General features: G+C 68.3%; 16 protein-coding genes. 7 read left to right on the forward strand and 9 right to left on the reverse strand.

What is annotated here, in order from left to right:
• Both sepH and ON43_RS03920 read left to right on the forward strand, forming a co-directional pair.
• On the forward strand, window positions 1–216 hold a 216-nt coding region (gene sepH / locus ON43_RS03915; protein WP_040803630.1), incomplete at its 5' end, for a septation protein SepH.
• 255 nt (window positions 217–471) lie between these two features.
• Window positions 472–1206: a DUF6928 family protein gene (locus ON43_RS03920; RefSeq protein ID WP_040803733.1), complete on the forward strand. Its 735-nt coding sequence runs from the start codon at window positions 472–474 to the stop codon at window positions 1204–1206.
• Between the two features lie 61 nt (window positions 1207–1267).
• Here the strand turns inward: ON43_RS03920 and ON43_RS03925 are convergent, their stop codons facing one another.
• Both ON43_RS03925 and ON43_RS03930 read right to left on the reverse strand, forming a co-directional pair.
• Window positions 1268–1561, reverse strand: coding sequence for a DUF2537 domain-containing protein (locus ON43_RS03925; RefSeq protein WP_051177863.1), 294 nt, complete (start codon window positions 1559–1561; stop codon window positions 1268–1270).
• Window positions 1558–2361, reverse strand: coding sequence for a TrmH family RNA methyltransferase (locus ON43_RS03930; protein ID WP_040803631.1), 804 nt, complete (start codon window positions 2359–2361; stop codon window positions 1558–1560). Before ON43_RS03930 ends, ON43_RS03925 begins: the two co-directional genes overlap by 4 nt.
• Before the next feature lie 90 nt (window positions 2362–2451).
• On the opposite strand from ON43_RS03930, the gene ON43_RS03935 reads away from it, so the two are divergent.
• Window positions 2452–2814, forward strand: a complete 363-nt coding sequence (locus tag ON43_RS03935; protein WP_040803633.1) for an FKBP-type peptidyl-prolyl cis-trans isomerase — start codon at window positions 2452–2454, stop codon at window positions 2812–2814.
• A 76-nt stretch (window positions 2815–2890) separates the two neighbouring features.
• Here the strand turns inward: ON43_RS03935 and ON43_RS03940 are convergent, their stop codons facing one another.
• The 7 genes from ON43_RS03940 to ON43_RS03970 all read right to left on the reverse strand — a co-directional run bounded on the left by ON43_RS03940 (window position 2891) and on the right by ON43_RS03970 (window position 10049).
• A complete protein-coding gene (locus ON43_RS03940; RefSeq protein WP_040803634.1) occupies window positions 2891–3568 on the reverse strand; it encodes an RDD family protein in 678 nt (225 codons plus the stop codon).
• 73 nt (window positions 3569–3641) lie between these two features.
• Window positions 3642–3926, reverse strand: coding sequence for a hypothetical protein (locus ON43_RS03945; RefSeq protein ID WP_174416445.1), 285 nt, complete (start codon window positions 3924–3926; stop codon window positions 3642–3644).
• Window positions 3927–4075: 149 nt separating this feature from the next.
• Complete coding sequence (locus ON43_RS03950; RefSeq protein ID WP_040803637.1) at window positions 4076–5233, reverse strand: YhgE/Pip domain-containing protein; 1158 nt, start codon at window positions 5231–5233, stop codon at window positions 4076–4078.
• Between the two features lie 29 nt (window positions 5234–5262).
• On the reverse strand, window positions 5263–6669 hold the full coding sequence (locus ON43_RS03955) for a sensor histidine kinase (RefSeq protein ID WP_083913148.1): 1407 nt from the start codon (window positions 6667–6669) through the stop codon (window positions 5263–5265).
• An 11-nt stretch (window positions 6670–6680) separates the two neighbouring features.
• Complete coding sequence (locus ON43_RS03960) at window positions 6681–7388, reverse strand: response regulator transcription factor (RefSeq protein WP_245568461.1); 708 nt, start codon at window positions 7386–7388, stop codon at window positions 6681–6683.
• A 25-nt stretch (window positions 7389–7413) separates the two neighbouring features.
• On the reverse strand, window positions 7414–7800 hold the full coding sequence (locus ON43_RS03965; RefSeq protein WP_040803739.1) for a hemophore-related protein: 387 nt from the start codon (window positions 7798–7800) through the stop codon (window positions 7414–7416).
• 113 nt (window positions 7801–7913) lie between these two features.
• Window positions 7914–10049, reverse strand: a complete 2136-nt coding sequence (locus tag ON43_RS03970) for an AMP-binding protein (protein ID WP_083913149.1) — start codon at window positions 10047–10049, stop codon at window positions 7914–7916.
• A gap of 339 nt (window positions 10050–10388) precedes the next feature.
• On the opposite strand from ON43_RS03970, the gene ON43_RS03975 reads away from it, so the two are divergent.
• From ON43_RS03975 to ON43_RS03990, 4 genes are read left to right on the forward strand one after another with little or no spacing between them, the layout of a single operon-like run.
• Window positions 10389–14369, forward strand: a complete 3981-nt coding sequence (locus ON43_RS03975; RefSeq protein ID WP_083913150.1) for a HAMP domain-containing sensor histidine kinase — start codon at window positions 10389–10391, stop codon at window positions 14367–14369.
• Window positions 14366–14779, forward strand: a complete 414-nt coding sequence (locus tag ON43_RS03980; protein WP_029930951.1) for a roadblock/LC7 domain-containing protein — start codon at window positions 14366–14368, stop codon at window positions 14777–14779. Before ON43_RS03975 ends, ON43_RS03980 begins: the two co-directional genes overlap by 4 nt.
• Window positions 14780–14786: 7 nt before the next feature.
• Window positions 14787–15161: a DUF742 domain-containing protein gene (locus ON43_RS03985; RefSeq protein ID WP_033085504.1), complete on the forward strand. Its 375-nt coding sequence runs from the start codon at window positions 14787–14789 to the stop codon at window positions 15159–15161.
• Window positions 15142–15744: a GTP-binding protein gene (locus ON43_RS03990; RefSeq protein ID WP_174391578.1), complete on the forward strand. Its 603-nt coding sequence runs from the start codon at window positions 15142–15144 to the stop codon at window positions 15742–15744. Before ON43_RS03985 ends, ON43_RS03990 begins: the two co-directional genes overlap by 20 nt.
• Window positions 15745–15758: the final 14 nt, after the last annotated feature.

Consider the following 15758-nt stretch of genomic DNA (forward strand, 5'->3'; position numbering starts at 1 on the left):
GAGCAGCCCGCCCCGGCGGTTCCGGCACCCGCGGCCCCGCAGGCCCCGGCCGCCGAGCCCGCCGCCGCCACCGCGGAACCGGCGCCCGCGCCCGCCCCGGCGCAGCCCGCCGCGAAGTCGAACGCGCAGAAGCCGAATCGCGCCAAGCGCGGCGGCAAGGCTCCGATGCCGTCCTGGGAGGACGTGCTCCTAGGGGTTCGCAGCTCCGGCCACTGAGCCGCTTCGATATCGGCCATTGGGCCCGGTTCGAATTTAGAGGATGCTAGAGGGTTGCTGCACCCTCTAGCAGTCCGGTCTCCGGCGCGCCGGGAAACGGGGTTGGCAACAGCGACATTTCGGCCGCCTCGAGGGTAGATTCATTCCTGGTGGCGGTCATTGCCGGGCCGATCCGCGTCGACGCCGACGTTCGGCCGCCGAGTATTGCTCAAAGATAGCCAGCTTGTGCGCAATGACTCGAGGGAGGTGACGTCGGTGCCGTCAACGGTCTCATCCCTGTGGTACGTCGACGCCCCCGATCCGGTGGCGGTGCTGCGCGAACATCCCGGACCCGATCCGGATGCCGCCTTCGCCCTGGCCAAACAACTCAATCCGGACCGCGATGTGGTCCCGGCCGCCTCGGGCACCATGAAGGTCTGGGCCGGGCCCGATCCCGAATCCGTCTATATCGGTTGCTATCCCGGGGTCACCGTCGTCTGCTCCACCCAGGCCGCCCTGCCCCGCCCCACCAAACTGCCGGAGCTGCTGGTGCGTCCGCTCGCCTCCGAGCACACCTTCCTGGTCTCCTACGACCTGTCGCTGGGCTGGGGCGCGTTCGCGGAATGGGAGCGCGGCGAATTCCGGCGCTCCTTCAGCGCCACCCGCGTCAATATTCTCGAGGACGAGGGCATGCCGCGGGTCTGGGAGCGCGAGTACTGGGCGGGCGAGCATCCCATCGAACTCGCGCCCGGCGAAATGCCGGACCCGCAATTACTGCCCTTCGATCCGCCTGATTTCGCCGATTTCGCGAATCTGGAGTGGCTCGGATTCCGTTATCGCGCCAAGGCTTCCGCGGACGATCTGACCGCCGACCAGATCGAGGTGTGCGGTTTCTCGCTGTTTCCGAAGGGTGAGGCGCCCAAGGCCGTGCCCGAACCCGAACCGCGGCTCGAGGAGAACGGTAAGCGCGGTCTGCTGCGTTGGCTGCGCGGCCGCGATCGAGTGTCTTGATTCGGACCGACCGAGCGTGGCCCATTTCGGCCCGGTTGGCTCAGAAGAGCATCCGGATGGCTCAGAAGAGCAGTAGCCCCAGCCAGCCCAGCAGGACGCCGATGCCCAGCCCCGCGATCACCCAGCGCGTCACCGGCGCGTACCGCCACCGCCAGGCGGTCGGCGCGGCCCCGCCCACCGCGATCAGATTCACGATCACCGCCAGCGTCCAATGGATCTGGGCCAGCGCCGCCCCGAAGGCGTAGACGCCCACCGTGGTCAGCGCCGCCACCAGCGCCGTCGCGGCGATACCGGCCGCCCAGGGGGTCGGCTCGGAATACCCGTATCCGTACGGTCCGTCGGGCGGATGACTCACTCGGCTCGCACTCTCTCGTAGAAGGCCATGGCGGCTGCGGTGGCCACATTAAGCGAATCGGTGCCCGGCGTCATGGGGATGCGGGCCCGGATGTCGCTGGCCCGCATGGTCTCCTCGGTGAGTCCGGGGCCCTCCGCGCCGAGCAGCAGGGCCACCTTCTCGCCGGTCATGGCGGTGGCGAGGGTGTCGGCCTTGGGGTTCGGAGTCAGGGCAATGATCTGAAAACCCTTGTCCCGCAGAACATCCAGTCCGTTCGGGAACGGTGGCAGCTGAGCGAACGGCACCCGCAGCACGTGCCCCATGGAGACGCGCACGGCCCGCCGGTACAGCGGATCCGAGCAGCGGTCGCCGAACAGCACCGCGTCCGCGCCCAATCCGGCTGCATTGCGGAAGATCGACCCGATGTTCTCGTGATCGTTCACGCCCTCCAGCACCGCCACCGTCCGCGCGTCCGCGAGCACCTCGTCCACCCCGAGTTCCCGCGGCCGATACGCACCGGCGAGCACGCCCCGGTTCAAATGGAATCCGACCACCTGCGCCATCACATCGGCGCTGGTCCGGTAATACGGAATATCGATCCCGGCCAGGTCCGCGGCCAGCTGCTCATATCGGTTCGCGACGCCGAACAATGCGAACGGCGTGAATCGAGAGGCCAGCATGCGCTGTACGACAACCACGCCTTCCGCGATCACCAAACCCTTGCCTCCCGGCAGGTCGGGCCGCCGATCGGCATTGTTCAGGTCACGGAAATCCGCGACTCTCGGATCTTCGGGGTCGTCGATATCGATTACTTCGGCCACCGTGCCATTTTCGCCTCCCCTGCGGGCGGGGTTATGCGCAGGGCATAGGGTGATCTTCGATCCGTTTCCCCTAATCGAAGAGGACAGCCGATGAGCAACAAGCCGGAAATCGAGTTCCAGGACGGCCCCGCCCCCGCCGAGCTCGTGATCAAGGACCTCGTCGTGGGTGACGGCGCGGAAGCCAAGCCCGGCGACACCGTCGATGTCCACTACGTGGGCGTCGAGTACGACACCGGCGACCAGTTCGACGCCTCGTGGGATCGCGGTGAGTCCATCACCTTCCCGCTGCGCGGCCTGATTCAGGGCTGGCAGGACGGCATTCCGGGCATGAAGGTCGGCGGCCGCCGCCAGCTGACCATTCCGGCGAAGCTGGCCTACGGCGAGGCCGGCGGCCACCCGCTCTCCGGCAAGACCCTGGTCTTCGTCATCGACCTGCTGGACGTCCTGAACTGACGCCGTTCGGTCGCTGAAAAACACTGCCCGCCCGCGCGATTCAGCGCGGGCGGGCAGTTTCGCAGACGGAGTGCCGTCAGGTCTTGTCGACCGTGACCACGATGCTGTTCATGATCTTGTCGGCGAAGGTCTGGCGCTTGGCGTCCCAGAGTGGCCACAACCAGCCGATATCGCAGGGCAGAGAGTCGACGATGTGGCAGATCTGCCGGACGATCGTCATGCCGAAGCCCAGCGGCTGGCCGTCGGCCTCGCGCACCACCTTGATGCCCACGACCTTCTTGCCCGGCGTCTGACCGGTCTTGCCTTGCATGTACAGCAGGTAGAGGCCGCCGAACAGGGCGATGGCCGCGCCGATCAGGATCAGCACGACCCCGCCCGCCGACAGTCCGCCCGAGCACGAGGTGCTGTAGGAGGTATCGGTGGAGTCGGTGACGCAGTCCATATCCTTCGAACCGACCGCTATGCCGATGCCGTAGAAGATGGCCGCGGGCACGCCGACGATCAGCGCGTCGATGAAGTACCCGCCGACCCGCAGGATCCAACTGGCATACGGCGGTTGGGGATACGCGGCGTAACCGGGCGGGTAGCCCCCGGGCTGACCGGGATATCCGCCCGCGGGCTGGCCGTAGCCGGGCGGCGGCTGCTGGCCGTATCCGGGTTGCTGCTGCCCATAGCCGGGTGGCTGTTGCCCGTAACCGGGTGGCTGCTGCCCGTATCCGGGCTGCTGTGAATAGGGATCATTGCCGTACGTCATCGGTTCCTCCCCAGAGGGATGCGGGGGCCTTGGGCCCCCGCATTGTCTCGCGAACTGAGCGGTTTTCTCGCGATTACGAACCCACGACGGCATTCATGATGGTTCCGGCGCTGGTGGCAGTCGCGCCGCCGAGCATGGCGTTGGCGACCATCTTCGGCGAGGCCGACCCGCCGCCCCACTTCTCCCAGGCGAAGCGCCCGCCGCCGTAGGTGATGGCCGCGATGCCCGACATCTGGGTGAACCAGGTGAAGTAGCGGAACATCTTCATCATCTTGTCGGCCATGGGCGGGGTCTCCGCGGTGGGATTGCCGATCTGGGCCAGAACCGTGCCGTACATGTCGTGCGCGGCCATCAACATGCTCACGATCGTTTCCTCTCCGATACCGGGGCGCTGGGTGAAGCCAGAGAACGGATAGAGCGGACGAGATTCCGAAACGGGTCGATTAGAGCAATTCGGGCACAGTGTAACCCGATGAACCGCCGATTGTTGCTGACTGTTTGCGAATGTTATTTGCGAACGATGTCAACGGGGTCGGTGAGGGCGGCCGAAATGGTCACTTGCTGTGGAACTCCCAGCTGCGGCAGCGAGCCGAGCGCCTGATTTGTCTGGTTGCCCAGGGTTTTGGTGACCGCCTGCAACTGGGTGACGCCACCCGTGAGCGCCTGCATGGCCGCGATCAGCTGGGTGCCGGCCTGATCGGCGATGGCCGGAATCTGCTGCGCCAGCGACGCACCCTGATTCAACTGCGTGCTGGCGTCGTTGAGCTTGGCGGCGGCATCGCGCAGCAGCTGACCGACCGGCGTGTCCGGAGTGACTTGCGTGCCGGTCAGATTGGCGAAGCCGCTGAGCTGGGAGTTGGCCTGATTGGCGACATTCTGCAGGCCCGTCAGCTGGGTGATGACATTCGCCAACTGCGGATCGTTCGCGAACGGCAGCGCCTGCAGAATCGGCACCACCAGGTTGAGCCCGTTGGACAGCGTCTCCGCCGACTGGGTCACCTGCCCCATGGTGACGCCGGTCGAATCCAGCGCCGTGGCAAGCTGATTCGCCTGCGTGGTGGCGGCCGACAGCGTCGAGTTCAGGGCGTCGATGCCCGAGGTCAGCTGTCCCGCACCGGCTTTCGCCTGATTCAGGAAGTCCATCATCTGATCCGCACCGCCGCCGAACTGCGCGGCCCCGTCGGCGGCCGCCTGCACGCCCGCGCTGAGCAGCTGCGAGGTCCCGGCGATCTGCGAGACCTGCAGGCGCGCGGTGTTCATGGTCGAGAACATGGTGTCCAGCCCGGCGGCGCTGATCTTCTTGGTCACCTCGTTGACCGCGTCATTGACCAGATTCGGGTCGGCGCGATTGTGGGTGGCCACGGTGACCTGCGCCTTCGTCGGCTTGGCGGTGGCCAGCGACTTGATGTCCGCGGTCAGGTCGGTGGGCAGGGTGATGACCGCGGCGTAATCCTTGGTGCTCGCCTCGTCGACCACGGTCCAGTCCCGGGTTCCGCTGTCCTGCAACTCCTTCGCGATGCGCGCGCCCAGCGGCCCGGTATCGCCGTTGATGAGCGCGACGGCCGAGGGCGCGGAGCGCAGTCGCAGGACGCTGATCGTGCCCGCGGTGACCGCGGCGGCGAGCAGCAGGACGATCAGGACCCAGCGGGTGCGTTTTCCGAACACCTAGAAGACCGTAGAGGCCTCGAATGGCGCTACCTCTGTTGTTTGTCTGAGAGTTCGGTAAAGACCGGTCGATCCGGAAGTTCCAGCACCAGCCGCACGCCGCCCAGCGCGCTGTCCTCGAAAAACGCCCGGCCGCCGTGTAATTGCGCCTGCTGCGCGACCAGCGCCAGACCCAGCCCGGAACCGCCCTTGGCGGCATTGCTCCCGCGCACGAACCGCTCGAACACCGCCGTCCGCTCCTGCGGGGGGAGACCGCGGCCGTTGTCGTCGATCGCGATCACGATGCGTCCGTCGGGCAGCCGGTGCGCGGACACCACCGCGAAGGTGGCCCCGCCGTGCTTGGCCGAATTCTTCAGCGCGTTGTCGACCGCCAGCCGCAGCCCGGTCGGCAGGCCGCGGGTGACGAGTTCGGCGTCGGTGTCGATGCGCACCTTCAACTGCGGGAAGTGCCGCATGGCGTCGTGGGCGGCGGCATCGCAGAGTTCGGCGACATCGGTGACCACGTGGTCGCGGGCATTGGTGAGGTCGCCCGCGGCGAGACGTTCGAGCGCGGCCAGGGTGGTCTCGACCCGATTCTGCCCGCGCTGCAGGTCGGTCAGGATCTCGCGGCGCTGCTCCTCGTCCAGGTCGAGTGTGCTCAGCACCTCGATGTCGGTGCGCATGGCGGTCAGGGGAGTGCGCAGTTCGTGGGCGGAGACGGCGGCGAAGTCGCGGGCGGTCTCGAGCGCGGCGGCGGTCTCGCCCTGCGCCCGGTCCACCCGTTCGAGCAGGGTATTGACCGCCTCGGCGAGCTTGTCCGCCTCCTTCACGCCCGAACCGGCCACGGACAGCGGGATTCTCGATTCGCCATTGGGGCCGCGGTCGTCCAGCGCCCGGGTCAGCTTCACGATGGGCCGCACCGCGCGCCCGCCGAGCAGCCAGCCCAGCCCTGCCGAGGCCGTCACCGCCAGCGCGGCGGCCAGGTACACCCAGCGCCGCTGCTCGTGAATGGTCTCCTCGGTCTGATTGGTCGGAATGCCCAGGGACACAACGCGTCCCGCCGGTTGCGCCTCGGTGGTGGTGAGCACTCGATAGGCATTGCCGTCCACGGTCACGGTGGCATTGCCGACCGGCAGCTCCGGCAGCCGCACCGGCGTGCTGGCCAGCGAGCCGTCGGCATTGCGCACGGTCAGCGCCATTTCCTTGTTGGGCGCGAGGATGTCGACCACATTGACCGCGAAGACCGGCTGGATGAGCACCAGCCGCGACACCATCGACAGCTGCTGATCGGCCTGGGCCATATTGCTGCGGCCGATGGCGTAGATGGTGATCCAGCTCAGGATCGCCACGATGATGGTCGCGCCCAGCGCCGCCGCCGCGGCGACGCGCACGCGCAGCGTGTAGGACCAGCGCCGGGGACGCAGGCCGGGATCGGTCAGGCTGGGGCGCTTGATCATTCGGGCTCGATCTATTTCGGCGCGCGTAAGACGAAGCCCACGCCGCGAATGGTGTGCAGCAGGCGCGGGGTGCCCTCGACCTCGAGCTTGCGGCGCAGATAGCCGACGAAGACGTCGACCACATTGGTGTCGGCGGCGAAGTCGTAGCCCCACACCAGTTCCAGCAGCCGTTCCCGGCTCAGCACCACGCCCGCGCTGCGGGCCAGGGTGGACAGCAGCTCGAATTCCCTTTTGGTGAGCTCGATTTCGGTGCCGTTCAACAGGGCGCGATACCCGGCGACGTCAACTTCCAAGGGCCCCACCGTGATAGCGCCCGGAATATTGGAGGCCGGGACATCGCTGCGCCGCCGCAGCAGCGCCTTGATCCGGGCCACGAGTTCGGCGAGTACGAACGGCTTCACCAGATAGTCGTCGGCCCCCGACTCCAGCCCCGCGATCCGATCGTCCACCGAACTGCGCGCCGACAGCACGCAGATCGGGACCTCGTTGCCCATGGCGCGCAGCGCGGTCACCACGCCCGCGCCGTCGAGCACGGGCATGTTCATATCGAGTACGACCGCATCGGGGGCGGATTCGTTGACACTGCGCAACGCCGCCGCGCCGTCCCGGGCGATCACCACCCGGAAACCGGACAGCCGGAGCCCGCGCTCGACCGATGCGAGAACATCCTCGTCGTCATCGACAACCAGGACAGTGGGTAGCTCACCGCGTTCGACCACGGACTCCATTTTGGCAGCCGCTGCCTCAGTAGTTGTGGCAGGAGTCGGCGACCTGCTGGATGGAGGCGGCGATTCCTCCGGCGCGCGGGTCGTTGGCGGCCTGGTTCGCCGCGTCCGGGTTGTCCTTCAGATACTGGTCGAGCTCGGCCTGTCGCTCGGCGGGGGAGAGGTCGAACTTGGCCTTCAGTTCGGCCTTGTAGCCGGGGTTGGAGTCCAGGAACGAGGCCAGGGCGGGGGCCTTGTCGTGCAGGGCGGCATCCACCTGGGCGAACGAGCAGGTCGAGTTCAGCAGCGGGGCAACCAGATCCGCCGGGGACGCGGAGGCGGTGGCGGGTGCGAAGGCGAGGGCCACGGCGGCGACCGCGCCCGCGCCGAAGAGCACGCCAGCGCGGCGGTTACGGATGAAGCTCATCATCAGCCTTTCCGGGTTTCAGGCTGCGGGCCGTACGGCCCGCGCCCGCCCGACGCTAAACCACCCGGTTGGGACGCCGATGTGCAGTTTCTGAAAAGACTCTGAGGTTGCGCTCAGCCCTGCGCGGTCGGATCGGTCGCAGAGGCGGGCAGGCCCGGATCGAGAGTCGCCGGATCGATGCGGGTGATCGGCATGGTGGCGGCCGTTGCCGCGTCGGCGGCGGCAATGCGCTCCTTGTCCTCCATGAGCGTGACCGCGTCGCGGATCTGCTTCTCCAGCGTCGGCAGCATGGCCGCGTCGTCGATGGTGGGCGGCACCTCGTAGGCGTCGCCCGCGGCGATCTGACGCATGGTGCGGCGCAGGATCTTTCCGGAGCGGGTCTTGGGCAGCGCGGTCACCGCGACCACGTCGTAGAGGGTGGCGATGGCCCCGACCCGCTCGCGCACCCGCTCGATGATCTCCGCGCGCAGTCGTTCCGGCTCGACGTCGACCCCGGCCTTGAGCACCACGTAGCCGATGGGCCGCTGGCCCTTCAGCTCGTCGGGGATGCCGACCACCGCGGTCTCGGCGACCAGCGGATGCCCGGCGATGGCCGCCTCGATGCCGCCCGCGGACAGCCGGTGACCCGCCATATTGATGACGTCGTCGCTGCGGCCCAGGACGAACAGGTAGCCGTCCTCGTCGAAGAAGCCGGAGTCGCCGGTCAGATAGTGGCCGGGATAGGCGGACAGATAGGAACGCTCGTACCGCTCGTCGTCACGCCACAGCGTGGTCAGCGTGCCGGGCGGCAGCGGCAGCCCGATCACGATGTTTCCTTCTGTATTAGGGGCGACGGCATTGCCTTCGGAGTCCAGCACCCGCAACCGGTAGCCGGGCACCGGCACCGAGGCCGAACCGGGCTTGATCGGAAGCTGCTGCAGCCCGAGCGGATTGGCGCAGATGGGCCAGCCGGTCTCGGTCTGCCACCAGTGATCCACGACCGGGCAGTCCGGCCGTCCGGCCAGCAGGGTCTCGACCGCCCATTCGTAGGTGGCCGGGTCCAGCCGCTCGCCCGCGCAGAACAGGGCCCGCAGCGTGGACAGGTCGTGCCGGTGCGCGGCCGCCGCCTCCGGATCGGCGCGGCGGATGGCCCGCAGCGCGGTCGGCGCGGTGAACATCACGTCCACCTTGTACTCGTCCACCAATCGCCAGAAGGTCCCGGCGTCCGGGGTCCCGATCGGCTTGCCCTCGTAGAGGATGGTGGTCGCCCCGACCAGCAGCGGCGCGTAGACGATGTAGGAGTGCCCGACCACCCAGCCGATATCGGAGGTGGTGAGCATGGTCTGCCCGGGGCCGACCTCGTAGATATTGCGCATGGACCAGGCCAGCGAGACCGCGTGCCCGCCGTTGTCGCGCACCACGCCCTTGGGTTTCCCGGTGGTTCCCGAGGTGTAGAGGATGTAGAGCGGATCGGTCGCGGCCAGCGAGACCGGGTCGGCCGGTTCGGCGTCGACCGTCACCTCGTCCCAGTCCACCCAGCGGGCGGCGACGGTCTCCGAGGAGGCGGGCAGGTGCTCGGTGGCCTCCTGCACGGCCGGAAAACGAATGGTGGGGAAGCCTTCTCGCTGCTTGACCAGCACCGTTCGGGGTGCGGTGGTCGCGGCCAGATCGAGGGCGGCCAGCACGATCGGCGGGTATTCGATGCGGCGGCCCGGCTCCAGCCCGCCGGAGGCCGTGATAATCAGCACAGGTTCGGCATCGTCGATGCGGGCCGCGAGTTCATGGGCGGCGAACCCGCCGAAGACCACCGAGTGCACAGCGCCGATGCGGGCGCAGGCGAGCATGGCCACAACCGCTTCCGGAATCATCGGCATATAAATGACGACCCGATCACCGGTCTTGACGCCCAATCGCAGCATGGATCCGGCAAATCGGGCGACTTCGTCCAGCAACTCCCGATATGTGTAGATCCGCCTGGACCCGGTCATAGCGGAGTCATATATTAGGGCGGGCTGAGCGCCGCGACCCCCCTCCTGACCGTTGGTCGAGCCGTCCGGAGTTGTGATCTCGCGCACATGCCGATCCAGCGCATTGTAGGAGGTGTTGAGGCGAGCGTCGGGAAACCATCGCGCCGTCGGGCGGGCCGCGGTATCGAGAATCTGGGTGGGAGGCACATCCCAGCTGATGGCTTCGGCCGCGTCGCGCCAGAACTCCGAGGGATCGACCAGGCTCAGCTGATACGCCGGTCGGTACTCCTGCTTCGCGTTCAACCCGGTGACTCCCTAGCTCCGCCATGTGTCGTTGAGATGCGCTGAGATGCCCGCCTCGATAGATCGACCTGATTGTGGCAGACTTCACGCGACGTCCGGGCGGACGCCGCGACCTTTGATTTTGCCTGCAAACGGCAGGTCAGGGACCGGTGGTTGCCAAGAGGTCACACAAGAAGTTATTGATCCGTTAGAATCGCATGTCACATATTTCGGCCGTCATGGACGCAATTTCTCGGCCAGCCGCCGTTCTCGGTCAGCTCCGTCTGTCGAGCCAAGCGTGCGATCGCGGAGGCTCGCTGATGGCGCGTGGCTGGGGCCAGTTTGGAAAGTGAGTGGGAGATGCGTGACGCCGCTAGGTCCGGCAGCAATAAGCGCTGGGCGCTGAGCAACTGGGACCTGCGATGGAAGGTTACGGCGGTCCTCGCCGTGCCGCTGTTGGTCGCGGTTGTGCTGGGAGCGTCCAGGATCTCGGCCGAGTTCGCCGATTCATCCCGGCTCTCGACGGCGACCGACCATGTCGGGGTGATCCCGGCGATCACCGGTCTCAGTGCTGATGCGGCGCAGGTCGCCGGCGGTCAGATGGTCATGCTGGGCCCGACCCAGTCGCTGACCTCGGACCCCGAACTCGCGCAGCTGGATACGGCGATCTCCTTCGCCGAGAAGGCCGCCTCGCGGCTGAGCGATATTCCCAGCGCCCGGCAGGCGCTGGACGAGATGATCGTGGGCGCCAAGGCCATCCGGTCGCAGGGCCTGGCCCCGTCCAAGTCGATTCCCGACACCGTGGCCCAGGTCGAGCGGATCCGTGGCAACAGCGTCAAGACCGTGGAGAACATCGTGTCCACGGTCGCGGACAAGAGCGTGGACACCTCCAAGCTGCGCCTGGTCGACTCGCTGAACTCGCGCTGGATGCTGTTCAACGAGGTCGCCGGCATGGCCGAGGCGCTACGCAACAACCCCAAGGATGGCCTCAAGGACATCCAGATCGGCGTCAACACCGAGCGGCAGATGCTGGCCGTGCTGGCGCACCGCTTCCCGGACGGCGACGCGACGATCGCCGACCTACAACGCGGCGCCGACACCCGTGTGGGGCTGGTCAACGGCCCGCAGGCGCAGGCCGGTCAGCTGCCGGTGGCGGAGCTGAAGGATTCGCTGGTCGCGAGCATCAACAGCTATCAGACCATCGCCACCAACGCGACCAAGGACATCGTGTCCCGAGTCGACGAGCTGGCCTCGAGCGCCCGCTCCGGCGCCATCCGGTACTCGATCATCGTTATCGCCACCATCCTCGGCGCCATGGCGCTGGCCGTGCTGATCGCGCGCGCGATGATCGTCCCGCTGCGCCGTCTGCGCCTGGCCGCCCTGCGCGTCGCCGAATACGACCTCGGCCAGGAAGTCTCCTCGCTGCGTGACGGCGCCGACCCCGAAGACGTTCCGCTGGAACCGATGCCGGTGCACACCGACGAGGAGATCGGCCAGCTGGCCCGCGCCGTCGACGACATCCACGGTCAGGCGCTGCGCCTGGCCGCCGACCAGGCCGCCATGCGTACCCAGGTCAACGACATGTTCGAGACCCTGGCCCGGCGCTCCAAGTCCCTTGTCGACCACCAGCTCTCGCTCATCGAGGCCATGGAGTACGACGAGAAGGACCCGCGCCTGCTCGAGAACCTCTTCCGCCTCGACCACCTCGCCGCCCGTATGCGGCGAAACGGCGACAACCTGCTGATTCTGGCCGGTACCAAACAGCGCCGGACCAAGTCCGCGCCGGTCGAGATCGCCGACGTGCTGCGCGCCGCCATCTCCGAGGTGGAGGACTACGAACGCGTCAAACTGGGTGCGACCCCGCGTGGTTCGCTCGTCGAGCCCGCCGCCTCCGACCTCGCGCACCTGTTCGCCGAGCTCCTGGACAACGCGCTGCGCGCCTCTCCGCCGGAGACCGACGTCAAGTTCACCTTCGCCCAGGCCCACGATCAGGGTCTGCTGATCGAGGTCGCCGACCGCGGTATCGGTATGCCCCCGGCCGAAATGGCCGAGATCAACCGGCGACTGGAGGCCGTGGCCGAGGTCGGCCCGGACACCGCGCGCCACATGGGTCTGTTCGTGGTCGGCCGCCTGGCCGAGCGCCACGGCCTGACCGTGCGCCTGCGCCCCACCTTCGACACCGCCCGGGATCCGGGCGTCACCGTCACCGTGCACGTGCCCAAGCCGCTGATCGTGTCGGCGGGCGGGGCCATCTCGGTGCCGCCGCAGCCGCAGGACGCGCCGCAGCGCCCGCAGCCGGCTCCGGCCGGTGCGCCGCAGGGCGCGGGCAACCAGGCCGGTGCGCCGTCCTCCATGCAGATGCGCGCGGTCACCCGTACGGCGACCGGCAATGTCATGGTCACGGTGGATCCCGGTGGCAGCGGGCCGATTCCGGCGGGCACGGCGGCCGGTGCCGCCGCCCCGACCCCGGCCGCGGCCAGCGCGTCCACCGGTCTGCCCACCCGGCAGCCGGGCGCCCAGGTGCCCGGCGGTCTGCCGGTGCGCCAGCCGGGCGTGAACGGCCCGACCGTCAAGCACACCGTGTCCGCGCCGGGTGGCGCGAGACCCGGCGGACTACCCCAGCGGGATCCGGGCGCGCACGGTCCGGCCGCGCCCTCGGCCCAGCCGGGTGCGAATCTGCCGCAGCGTGGCCAGGGCGAGGCCCCGGCACAGCCGCGGGGCGGTCTCGCCGCCAATATGCTCAAGCGCCAAGGCGCCCCGGGCGGCATGCCGCCGCGACCGGGCGCACCGGGGGAGCCGGGGGCCGCGCCGCGCGGCCCGGGCCAGGGGGGTGTGCCGCAGCCGGGTCAGTCCGGTGCGATGCCGCAGCGCAATCCTTCCGTCGGTCTGCCGCCGCGTGATGGCGGAACGCCGCCGCGTGATGGCGGTCTGCCGCAGCGTGATTCCGCTTCGGGTGGCCTGCCTCAGCGTGACGGTGGTCTGCCGACGCGTCAGCCGGGTGCCAATGGCGCGCCGGGCCGGGAGCCGGGTCTGGGTCAGCCGCAGCGGGGTGCCGCTTCGGGTGGTCTGCCGACTCGTGAGGCGGGTAGCAATGGCGCGCCGTCGCGTGACCAGGGCGCACCCGCTGCGCCGCAGCAAGCGCGGGGAGGCGGAGCGGATTCGGGTCCGACCCGTCGTGAGCCTGCCGCCGGTGGTCTTCCGCAGCGTGATTCCGCCGCGGGTGGCCTGCCCCAGCGTGACGGCGGTCTGCCGACTCGTCAGCCGGGCGCCAATGGCGCTCCCGCGCAGCGTGGCCCGGGTGCGCCCGGTATCCCGCAGCGTGGCGCCGCCGCCCAGCAGGATTCGGAGCGACCGGGTCTGCCGCAGCGCGATGCCATTCCACCGCGTGACGGTGGTCTCCCGCAGCGGGGTGCCGCTTCGGGTGGCCTGCCCCAGCGTGACAGTGGTCTGCCCCAGCGTGACGGTGGTCTGCCGCAGCGTGATTCGTCCGGTGGTCTGCCGCAGCGTGGCGCCACGGGTGCGGATCCCTTGTCCGGCGGCCTGACTCAGCAAGCGCGGGGAGGCGGAGCGGATCCGCTGGCCGGTGGTCTGCCCCAGCGGGGTGCCGCCTCGGGCGGTCTGCCCCAGCGTGACGCGGGCGGTGTTCCGCCGCAGCGGGAATCGCTCGGTGGCCAAGCGCTGGGAGGTGGAGCGACGCAGCGTGGCGCCTCGAAGCCGGATCCGCTCTCGGATCCGCTGAGCGGCCCGCTCCCGCAATCGCGGGGCGGCGCGGCCGATTCGGTGCTGCCGCAGCGCGGTGCTAACGGTCTGCCCCAGCGCGATCCGGGTGCGGTGCTGCCGCAGCGTCCGGCCCCGATCCCGGGTGTCGGCCTGCCGCAGAACGGCTCGGACGGTGTCAAGGAGCCAGGACGCCACAGCTTCAAGTCGAACCCGACCAAGGCGGCGTCGTTCTTCCAGACGCGGCTGCAGCCGGCGGACGCCCCGGGCGACTCCGTCATGGGCGGCACGCCGATTTTCGCCGAGATGATGTCGGCGTGGCTGTCGGATCCGAATGCCGACCGGTCCCAAGTGGCCGCTTCCTTCGAATCACCGGGCGACGAGGGCTGGGTGGCCGCGAGGCGCGCCATCGAGTCCACGCCGGACAAGCGCACCGCCGCCGGTCTGCCCCAACGCGATCCGGGTAACCGACTTGTGCCCGGCGGTGTCAACGGAAACGCTGACAAGGCCGCCCACCGAGACCCAGAATCCATCAGGTCAAGCTTGAGTCGTCATCAGCAAGGCGTCCGGGATGGCCGCGCCATGAGAGCAATGAACCTAACCGGAGATAAAGGAGACCGATGAACCCCGATCTAGGTGGTACGAAGCGTCAGCTGGATTGGCTGGTTTCGAATTTCGCCAATGAGGTTCCCGGCGTTGCGCACGCGGTCCTGGTATCCGCTGACGGCCTGCTGATGGCCGCGAGTGCGCAGCTGCCCGTGGACCGTGCCGAACAGCTGTCCGCGGTGACCGCGGGGCTCGCGAGCCTCTCGGTGGGTGTGTCGAACTTGTTCGAGGGCGGCACCGTGTTGCAGTCGGTGGTCGAGATGGAACACGGCTACCTGCTGCTCATGGCGGTCGGCGACGGCTCTTACCTGGCGGTGCTGACGAATACGTCCTGCGACATCGGCCAGGTGGGCTACGAAATGGCGTTGTTGGTCGAGCGAGTGGGCCAGACGGTTCAGGCCACACCTCGCGTCACGATGGGTTCCTGATGGCGGGATGGACATAGACAACGAACGCGTTGGGAGCGCCGAACCGAGCCTGGTTCGCCCGTATTCACTGACGGCCGGTCGCACCCGGCCGAAGGTGGAGCTCGCCTTGGAGGCGCTCGTCGCATCGCATCCGGTCGCCCTCGAGCGGCAGTTCGAACTCACCAATATCGAGACGTCAATCGTGGAGTTGTGCAGAGAATCGCCGTCGGTTGCCGAGGTGGCCGCGCGTCTGGGCATCCCGCTCGGTGTCGCGCGGGTGCTGGTCGCCGACCTCATCGATGCCGGCCATGTGCGGGTATCGGCGACTTTGAAAGACGATTCCAGCGACGATGAACGTCGCGAGCTGATCGAAAGGGTTCTCAGTGGACTCCGGCGTATTTGATTCGACGACACAGGTCGACACGCGCACCAGCAAGCCCACGTCGGCCAAGATCGTCGTGGCCGGTGGTTTCGGTGTCGGCAAGACCACCCTGGTCGGTGCCGTGTCGGAGATCGTTCCGCTGCGCACCGAAGCTTTGGTGACCAATGCGAGTGTCGGCGTGGACTCCCTGACCGGGGTCCCGTCGAAGGCCACCACCACGGTGGCCATGGACTTCGGCCGCATCAGCCTGGCCGACGACCTGGTGCTGTACCTGTTCGGCACGCCCGGCCAGTACCGCTTCTGGTTCATGTGGGACGACCTGATCAAGGGCGCCATCGGCGCGGTGGTGCTGGTCGACACCCGCCGGTTGGAGGACAGTTTCGCCGCCGTCGACTACTTCGAGGCGCGCAACCTACCCTTCCTGGTGGCCATCAACGAATTCGATGATGCGCCACGGTATCCCGTCGAGGACATCCGCCAGGCCCTGGCGGTGCCCGCGGACGTGCCGATCCTCTCGATCGACGCCCGGCGCCGGGAACCGGTGAAGCAGGCCCTGGTCGCTGTGACCGAGTACGCGCTGCGCAAGGTCGTACAGGGTTACTGATCACCCTCGTCATC

The organism is Nocardia concava NBRC 100430 (assembly GCF_000308815.1).
Classification (GTDB): Bacteria; Actinomycetota; Actinomycetes; order Mycobacteriales; family Mycobacteriaceae; genus Nocardia; species Nocardia concava.

Bases quoted from the DNA above. Each gene is read 5' to 3' on its own strand.
- ON43_RS03940 (WP_040803634.1), bottom strand. From the start codon at position 3,568: ATGACGTACGGCAATGATCCCTATTCACAGCAGCCCGGATACGGGCAG.
- ON43_RS03935 (WP_040803633.1), top strand. From the start codon at position 2,452: ATGAGCAACAAGCCGGAAATCGAGTTCCAGGACGGCCCCGCCCCCGCC.
- ON43_RS03965 (WP_040803739.1), bottom strand. From the start codon at position 7,800: ATGAGCTTCATCCGTAACCGCCGCGCTGGCGTGCTCTTCGGCGCGGGC.
- ON43_RS03975 (WP_083913150.1), top strand. From the start codon at position 10,389: ATGCGTGACGCCGCTAGGTCCGGCAGCAATAAGCGCTGGGCGCTGAGC.
- ON43_RS03980 (WP_029930951.1), top strand. From the start codon at position 14,366: ATGAACCCCGATCTAGGTGGTACGAAGCGTCAGCTGGATTGGCTGGTT.
- ON43_RS03945 (WP_174416445.1), bottom strand. From the start codon at position 3,926: ATGTTGATGGCCGCGCACGACATGTACGGCACGGTTCTGGCCCAGATC.
- ON43_RS03985 (WP_033085504.1), top strand. From the start codon at position 14,787: ATGGACATAGACAACGAACGCGTTGGGAGCGCCGAACCGAGCCTGGTT.
- ON43_RS03955 (WP_083913148.1), bottom strand. From the start codon at position 6,669: ATGATCAAGCGCCCCAGCCTGACCGATCCCGGCCTGCGTCCCCGGCGC.